This is a genomic window from Shewanella sp. SR1, assembly GCF_020447145.1.
GTDB classification, from domain to species: Bacteria; Pseudomonadota; Gammaproteobacteria; order Enterobacterales; family Shewanellaceae; genus Shewanella; species Shewanella baltica.
Genome location: NZ_JAJAEF010000028.1, coordinates 55638 through 62282, shown reverse-complemented (window position 1 = coordinate 62282; position 6645 = coordinate 55638). Strand labels below are relative to the sequence as shown.

General features: G+C 46.9%; 4 protein-coding genes. 2 read left to right on the top strand and 2 right to left on the bottom strand.

Features of this window, described 5'->3' with window-relative positions; translation table 11 throughout:
- Positions 1–421 precede the first annotated feature (421 nt).
- A complete protein-coding gene (locus KV201_RS19445) occupies positions 422–1696 on the top strand; it encodes a CinA family nicotinamide mononucleotide deamidase-related protein (RefSeq protein WP_226060271.1) in 1275 nt (424 codons plus the stop codon).
- Positions 1697–1821: 125 nt separating this feature from the next.
- Here the strand turns inward: KV201_RS19445 and KV201_RS19440 are convergent, their stop codons facing one another.
- Together KV201_RS19440 and ppc are read right to left on the bottom strand one after the other, a co-directional pair.
- Positions 1822–2367: a DUF1439 domain-containing protein gene (locus tag KV201_RS19440; RefSeq protein WP_226060270.1), complete on the bottom strand. Its 546-nt coding sequence runs from the start codon at positions 2365–2367 to the stop codon at positions 1822–1824.
- Entirely contained in the window at positions 2367–5036 is a 2670-nt protein-coding gene (gene ppc / locus KV201_RS19435; RefSeq protein ID WP_006084518.1) for a phosphoenolpyruvate carboxylase, read from the bottom strand. Before ppc ends, KV201_RS19440 begins: the two co-directional genes overlap by 1 nt.
- Positions 5037–5660: 624 nt before the next feature.
- Between ppc and argC the strand changes: the two genes are divergently transcribed.
- Complete coding sequence (gene argC / locus KV201_RS19430) at positions 5661–6641, top strand: N-acetyl-gamma-glutamyl-phosphate reductase (protein WP_226060269.1); 981 nt, start codon at positions 5661–5663, stop codon at positions 6639–6641.
- Positions 6642–6645: the final 4 nt, after the last annotated feature.

Genomic DNA, 6645 nt, shown 5'->3' with positions numbered 1-6645 from the left:
ATACATTGCTCCGCGCGACACATCATCAAAATGCTGCGCATTTTAGGCAATGATGACTCGCCCCCATGTATCCCCTTCGGGGATAAAAGAAAGTAGGTCATCGCCAAGCGCATAATTATCTCATTGAGATGTAACGAAGCCAGCTGAATAAGCTGGCTTTTTTGCGTCTGCAATTTGCGAAATTCAGCCTAGTTTGTCCTCAATTTATTAGTTTCTCTTCAATTTTCTCTCTACAATTACCTTCTTTCACGCTCCACGACATTAATAATCCGTGCCGCTTAGGTTTTATTTCAGCAGTTATTCTGACAATGCTTCGATTTCGCTACAGCGATCTGAGTTCTAGATCGCGCCTAGCTATTGCTATTAGTTAAGCGGTTACTTACCTTATGTTTTAATTTGTTGGGGTAGATAAGGATCTGAGATGAAGTTAGAGATGATTTGTACTGGGGAAGAAGTGTTGGCGGGGCAGATTGTTGATACCAACGCCGCTTGGTTTGCCAGTACTATGATGGAGCATGGTGTCGAGATCCAGCGTCGAGTGACTGTCGGCGATCGCCTCGAGGATTTGATTGCAGTTTTCCAAGAACGTAGCTTACATGCCGATGTTATTTTGGTTAATGGTGGTCTCGGGCCGACGAGTGATGATATGTCAGCTTTAGCGATGGCGAAGGCTAAGGGCGAACCATTGGTTGAGAATACGGAGTGGCGTGAGCGTTTAGAAGACTGGTTTACCCGTAATAACCGTGAAATGCCTTTAAGTAATCTCAAGCAAGCTATGCTGCCAGCCTCAGCTGTGATGGTTGATAACCCTGTGGGAACCGCCTGTGGCTTTAGAGTTAAGCTTAACCGCGCGTGGTTATTCTTTACACCGGGCGTGCCTTTTGAGCTTAAACACATGGTTACAGAGCAGTTTGTGCCTTTTATTCGCGATGAGTTTAATCTTGATTCCAAGGTTGCATTAAAGAAATTATTAACGATAGGCCAAGGTGAGTCGGCGTTGGCGGATAAGTTAGAGCCATTAGAGCTGCCAGAAGGCATTACTATTGGTTACCGTTCTTCTATGCCGCATATTGAGATTAAGATTTTTGCCCGTGGCGAGAAGGCGATTGCGGTATTACCTCGCGTCGCAGGGCACATCAAAATGGTGCTGGGTACAGCGGTCGTTGCGGAAGACAAAGCCACTCTTGCCGAAGAAATTCATTATAAGTTACTCAACTCCGGCTTGACCTTAAGTGTTGCAGAATCCTGCACTGGCGGCATGATCACCAGTCAGTTAGTTGATTTCCCTGGTAGTTCATCTTACTTACAGCACGGATTAGTGACTTACAGTAATGAATCTAAAGTTCGCGTGTTAGGTGTTAATCCTTCAACCTTAGATGATCATGGCGCTGTCTCCATTGCGACTGTGGAAGAAATGGCAAAGGGGGCAAGGCAAATATTGGACAGTGACTATGCGCTGGCAACCAGTGGTATTGCGGGACCCGATGGTGGCACAGACGAGAAGCCTGTGGGCACTGTGGCGATTGCCTTAGCAACTCGCGGCGGTGTTTATAGCCAGATGATTAAACTGCCACGACGTTCGCGGGATCTGGTGCGTAGTTTAAGTGCCGCTGTGGCTTACGATATGCTAAGACGTGAGCTTTTAGCTGAAGCTGTGATTGTCGATTATCAGTCTATTGGGCGATTCAGCAAGTAACTTTTTATACAAGCTTGAAGATTATACAAGCTTAAAGATTTATTGGTTTACGCCTGTTTAAACGTATTAACAAAAATGCTCCCGAGGGAGCATTTTTTATGGCGGATGATCCACAAAATAATCGGTTATTTCGTGAATTTAAGCACTAATTTGCCAGGGGCGACTTGAATACTTTCAGTCATCTTCGCCATCAGTGCTTGGTTACTGTCCTTAGTATCAAGCACATATACAGGCTGGTTTTCTAAGAATTGTCTTAGATAACCCATCACCTGCGGCGTGGCACTGCTAATCGCCTTTTCAATATCTTTTGGTGTTGACTCCACTTTGACTAATTCGAGCTGGCGCAGATAGACACTGTGCGTTGCGCTGTCATACCAAGGCTTGGCCTCAAAAGTCGTCGTGAGTTTGGCACTCAATGGAAAGATTGGATTCTTAATTGATACTTGAGTTGCAGCACTTACGCTCATAGTGTCAGGTTTTGCACCTAGCCTGACACTGATGTCGTTAATGCGCACTTCTGCGCCAACTAATTGATTGCCTTGTTTAACCTCAAAATGGATCTCTTTACTGAGGTACTGCTCCATTTCGTGCTCGCTGATACTGTACTGCGAGACGCAGCCGCCAAGCAGTACAGTCAGTCCCAAGCAAATCGTGCGGGAAAGTGTTTTCATTAACCAGTGTTTCTCATTCCCGCTGCCACACCTGCAATAGTCAACATTAGCGCTAGCTGCACATGTTCAGACGCGGGAGTTTCTGTTGTTTCCTTACGTGTCCGCGCTAATAGCTCGGTTTGTAAGAAGTTTAATGGATCGATATACGGATTTCGCAGTTTTACTGACTCGCGATTCCACGGCGTATGGGCCATTAAGCTATCTGATTTTGTCAGTTCAAGCACGACTTTAATGCCCAGATCTAAGCGTTGACGCAAGGTTTCGCCTAAGTGATGCAAGTCTTTCGGTACTAAACAGGTTTCGTAGTAGCGGGCTAAATTAGGTTCCGCCTTGGCGTAGACCATTTCTAGCATTGAAATGCGAGTGCTGAAGAAAGGCCATTCCCGCTCCATCTCTTGTAATAAGCCCATTTCACCGCGTTCACAGGCGGCTTGTAGCGCTTCACCGGCGCCAAGCCATGCAGGTAACATCAAACGGTTTTGCGACCAAGCAAAAATCCACGGAATTGCCCGTAGGCTTTCAATCCCTCCATCGACACGACGTTTAGCTGGGCGGCTGCCGAGTGGCAGTTTGCCTAATTCCACTTCTGGCGTTGCCGCACGGAAATAAGCCACAAAATCAGGTTCATCACGCACTATGCCACGGTATGCACCCACGGATTCTTCAGCGATACGTTGCATGCAATCGCGCCATTCTTGTTTAGGTTCTGGCGGTGGTAGTAGGGTCGCTTCCAATACGGCAGAGGTATACAAGGCTAAGCTTTGAACCGCGAGTTTTGGCAAGCCAAACTTGAAGCGGATCATTTCGCCCTGCTCAGTGACACGAATACGGCCATCTACCGACCCCGGAGGTTGGGATAGAATCGCTTTGTGTGCTGGACCGCCGCCGCGACCAATGCTGCCGCCACGGCCATGGAATAGTGTGAGCTTGACGCCCGCTTGTTTACAGACCGCCACTAACTGCTCTTGAGCGTGATACTGAGCCCAAGCTGCCGCCATTACGCCGGCATCTTTAGCTGAGTCAGAGTAGCCAATCATCACTTCTTGCATGCCCTTGGTATAACCACGATACCAGTCGATGTCGAGTAAATCGGTAATACAGGCTGCGGCGTTGTTTAAGTCGCTTAAGGTTTCAAATAGCGGCACCACGCGCATTGGGTGCGAACAGCCCGTTTCTTTGAGTAACAGTAAAACCGTTAAGACATCCGATGGCTTACCCGCCATCGAAATCACATAGGATCCGAGTGCCTTAGCCGGATGTTTTGCGATCAAACGACAAGTATTAAGCACTTCGGCCACATCGGCTGACGGCTGCCAGTTACTTGGGATCAGTGGACGACGGTTGCTGAGTTCGCGTAATAGGAAGGCTTGTTTCTCGGTTTCATCCCAATGGTTGAAATCACCCATGCCGAGATAGCGAGTTAATTCGGCGAGCACATCGCTGTGACGACTGGCGTCTTGGCGAATGTCGAGTCTGAGCATGTGAATGCCAAAACAGGCGAGACGACGGAGAATATCAAGTAATAGACCGTTGGCTATTAAGCGCATACCGCAGTCGGTCAAACTCTTATAAAGCATTTCTAACGGCGCTTTGAGATCGCTTTCTTGCCAAATCAGGCTCGACTTATCGACTTCAGGATTGTGGCCTTCGATGCGCGCATTTAAATAATCTATGGTATCACGCAGTCTTTGACGAATAGATCGCAACACGTGGCGGTATGGCTCGCAGCTGTTGTTGGTGTAAGCCTTTAACTCATCATTGGCTTCTTCCATCGACAGCTCGCCAACCAGCAGGACTATGTCTTTTAAGAATAATCTGGCGGCGGCATGGCGGTTGCGATCGAGCACCTCTTGGGTGACCTTCGCGGTAACAAAGGGGTTGCCGTCGCGATCGCCGCCCATCCAGCTTGAAAAACGCACTGGCGCGATATCAATCGGTAATTGTTGACCCGTGCGTTGCTGCACTTGGTCGTTAAGCTGTCTTAAGAAGTCTGGCACCGCATGCCAGAGTGACTCTTCAATGGTCGATAATCCCCAGCGTGCTTCATCAACAGGTGTTGGGCGCTCACGGCGGATCTCATTGGTGTGCCAGATTTGCGCGATCAATTGGCGCAGGCGCAGACTGATTTGCTGACGCTCTCTATCCGATAATTGGTCGTTTTCTTGCTCAGTTAAGCAGTCGACAATGGCGGCGTACTTTTGGATCAAGGTGCGACGGGAAATTTCAGTGGGATGCGCTGTCAGCACTAGATCGATATCCAGTGTCTTAAGGCAGTCGAGCATTTTCGTTTGGTCTACACGGCCATTTAACATGCGGCCTAGGAGTTGTTCCACGGGATCTGGCACGCAGACGAGTTCGTCACAGTTGCGGCTAATGGTATGAAATTGTTCAGATAAATTAGCTAAGTTGAGGAACTGGTTAAATGCCTTTGCAAACGGAACTAATTCTTCGTCTGGCAGGGCGGTAAGTAACTCGAGCATTTGCTCTCTAGCGGCTTGATCGCCCCGGCGTGAATCTTTAGCAAGTTTACGGATCTGTTCAACCTTCTCGAGAAAAGAGTCCCCGAGGTGGGTGCGCATAGTGTCACCGAGGATTTGTCCTAACATACTCACGTTCGATCTTAATGACGCATACATATCGGTCATATTGTCTGCCTTGGTTACAACCATAGTTACTCCGAATAGAAAAACATGAAAATTCCGCATTGCATTTAGCCCGTTAGCACAATACCTATCACTTGGGGCAATGGTCAACAGAAGAACTTATAACTTATACGACTGGCTTATCTAATATGCAACTAATCGCAATGATCGTTGAGGAATATTCAATATAAATGCGAAGCTACGCAATATTTTGTGATGATTAGCGTAAGTGAATATGAAGTGCATCATTTTAGGTTTTGCAGGCATGTATCTTAGCTGTTAATAAAAAGGACTGATTTTGGCGCAAATTAACCCTAGATAACTGAGTTATTAACGAGTTAGCTGAACGGATGATAGGCGGGCGAGATCTGCATTTCAGTAAGAAATATAAAAATAAATTAAAAATATATATTCACATATATTGCATAAGTAGATCTTTGTGGTAGTCTAGCCTGCAGTTGAGATGAGTCACCCCCTGTGACCTGTAGAGTAAATATCATGATTCAGAGCATTAACCTGACAGTGAATAAAATAACAACCAATTACGATTTCCTGCGACGATAATCTTGTCATCATAGATATGCGCAGTTGCGTGTACGCTATTCATCTATTCTTTAAGTTTCTTTGATTCGGTTAATAAGACAACAACACATGAAAAATATCGCCATTATTGGTGCCAGTGGTTACACAGGCGCACAACTGACCGCTTTAATCTATGCAGAAGCAGAACTGACGATTCAGGGTTTGTATGTTTCTGAAAACAGTTTAGATAAAGGTAAGCCTTTAGCGGATTTGTACCCTAGCTATAGCCATATCGCATTAACGCTGTCGCCATTGTCCGAAGACGCTAAGGCAAAAATCGTTGCCGAAGCCGATGCCGTGGTATTAGCGACTGAGCATTCAGTGAGCTTACATTTAGCCGCTTGGTTTTATAGTCAAGGGTTAGCGGTATTCGATTTAAGCGGTGCTTATCGTTTTAGCGATGTGGCGCAATATCCTAAGTGGTATGGCTTTGAGCATGAATATCCTGAAGTTTTAGCCAAAGCTGTGTACGGACTTGCTGAATGGAATGCTAAAGAAATTGCGGCAACTAAGATGATTGCAGTGCCAGGTTGTTATCCAACCGCATCACTTACAGCGTTAAAACCGCTGGCGAGTTTACTGACATCGGCTTATCCGGTGATCAATGCCGTAAGCGGCGTAACGGGTGCGGGCCGTAAGGCGCAGTTACACACCAGTTTTTGTGAAGTGAGCCTGACACCTTACGGCGTATTAGGCCACAGACATCAACCCGAGATCGCCACTCAGCTTGGTCAAGAAGTGATATTTACCCCGCACCTTGGCAACTTTAAGCGTGGCATTTTAGCGACTATTACCGTGCAGCTAAAACCAGGCACTACGACTGCCGATGTGGCAGCGGCCTATAGCGTGTATGACCAGGCGCCATTGGTCACCGTGAAGCACAATCAGTTCCCGAAAGTGGACGATGTGGTGCTGACACCTAACTGCCACTTAGGTTGGAAGTTTGATGAGAATAGCGGTTACTTAGTGGTCGCCAGTGCAATCGATAATTTGATGAAAGGTGCTGCCAGCCAAGCGCTGCAATGCATAAAGATTCATTTTAACCTTTAATTGT

What these genes read in the sequence shown, in the direction of transcription:
- KV201_RS19445 (WP_226060271.1), top strand. Translation starts at nt 422, where the DNA reads ATGAAGTTAGAGATGATTTGTACTGGGGAAGAAGTGTTGGCGGGGCAG.
- KV201_RS19440 (WP_226060270.1), bottom strand. Translation starts at nt 2,367, where the DNA reads ATGAAAACACTTTCCCGCACGATTTGCTTGGGACTGACTGTACTGCTT.
- ppc (WP_006084518.1), bottom strand. Translation starts at nt 5,036, where the DNA reads ATGGTTGTAACCAAGGCAGACAATATGACCGATATGTATGCGTCATTA.
- argC (WP_226060269.1), top strand. Translation starts at nt 5,661, where the DNA reads ATGAAAAATATCGCCATTATTGGTGCCAGTGGTTACACAGGCGCACAA.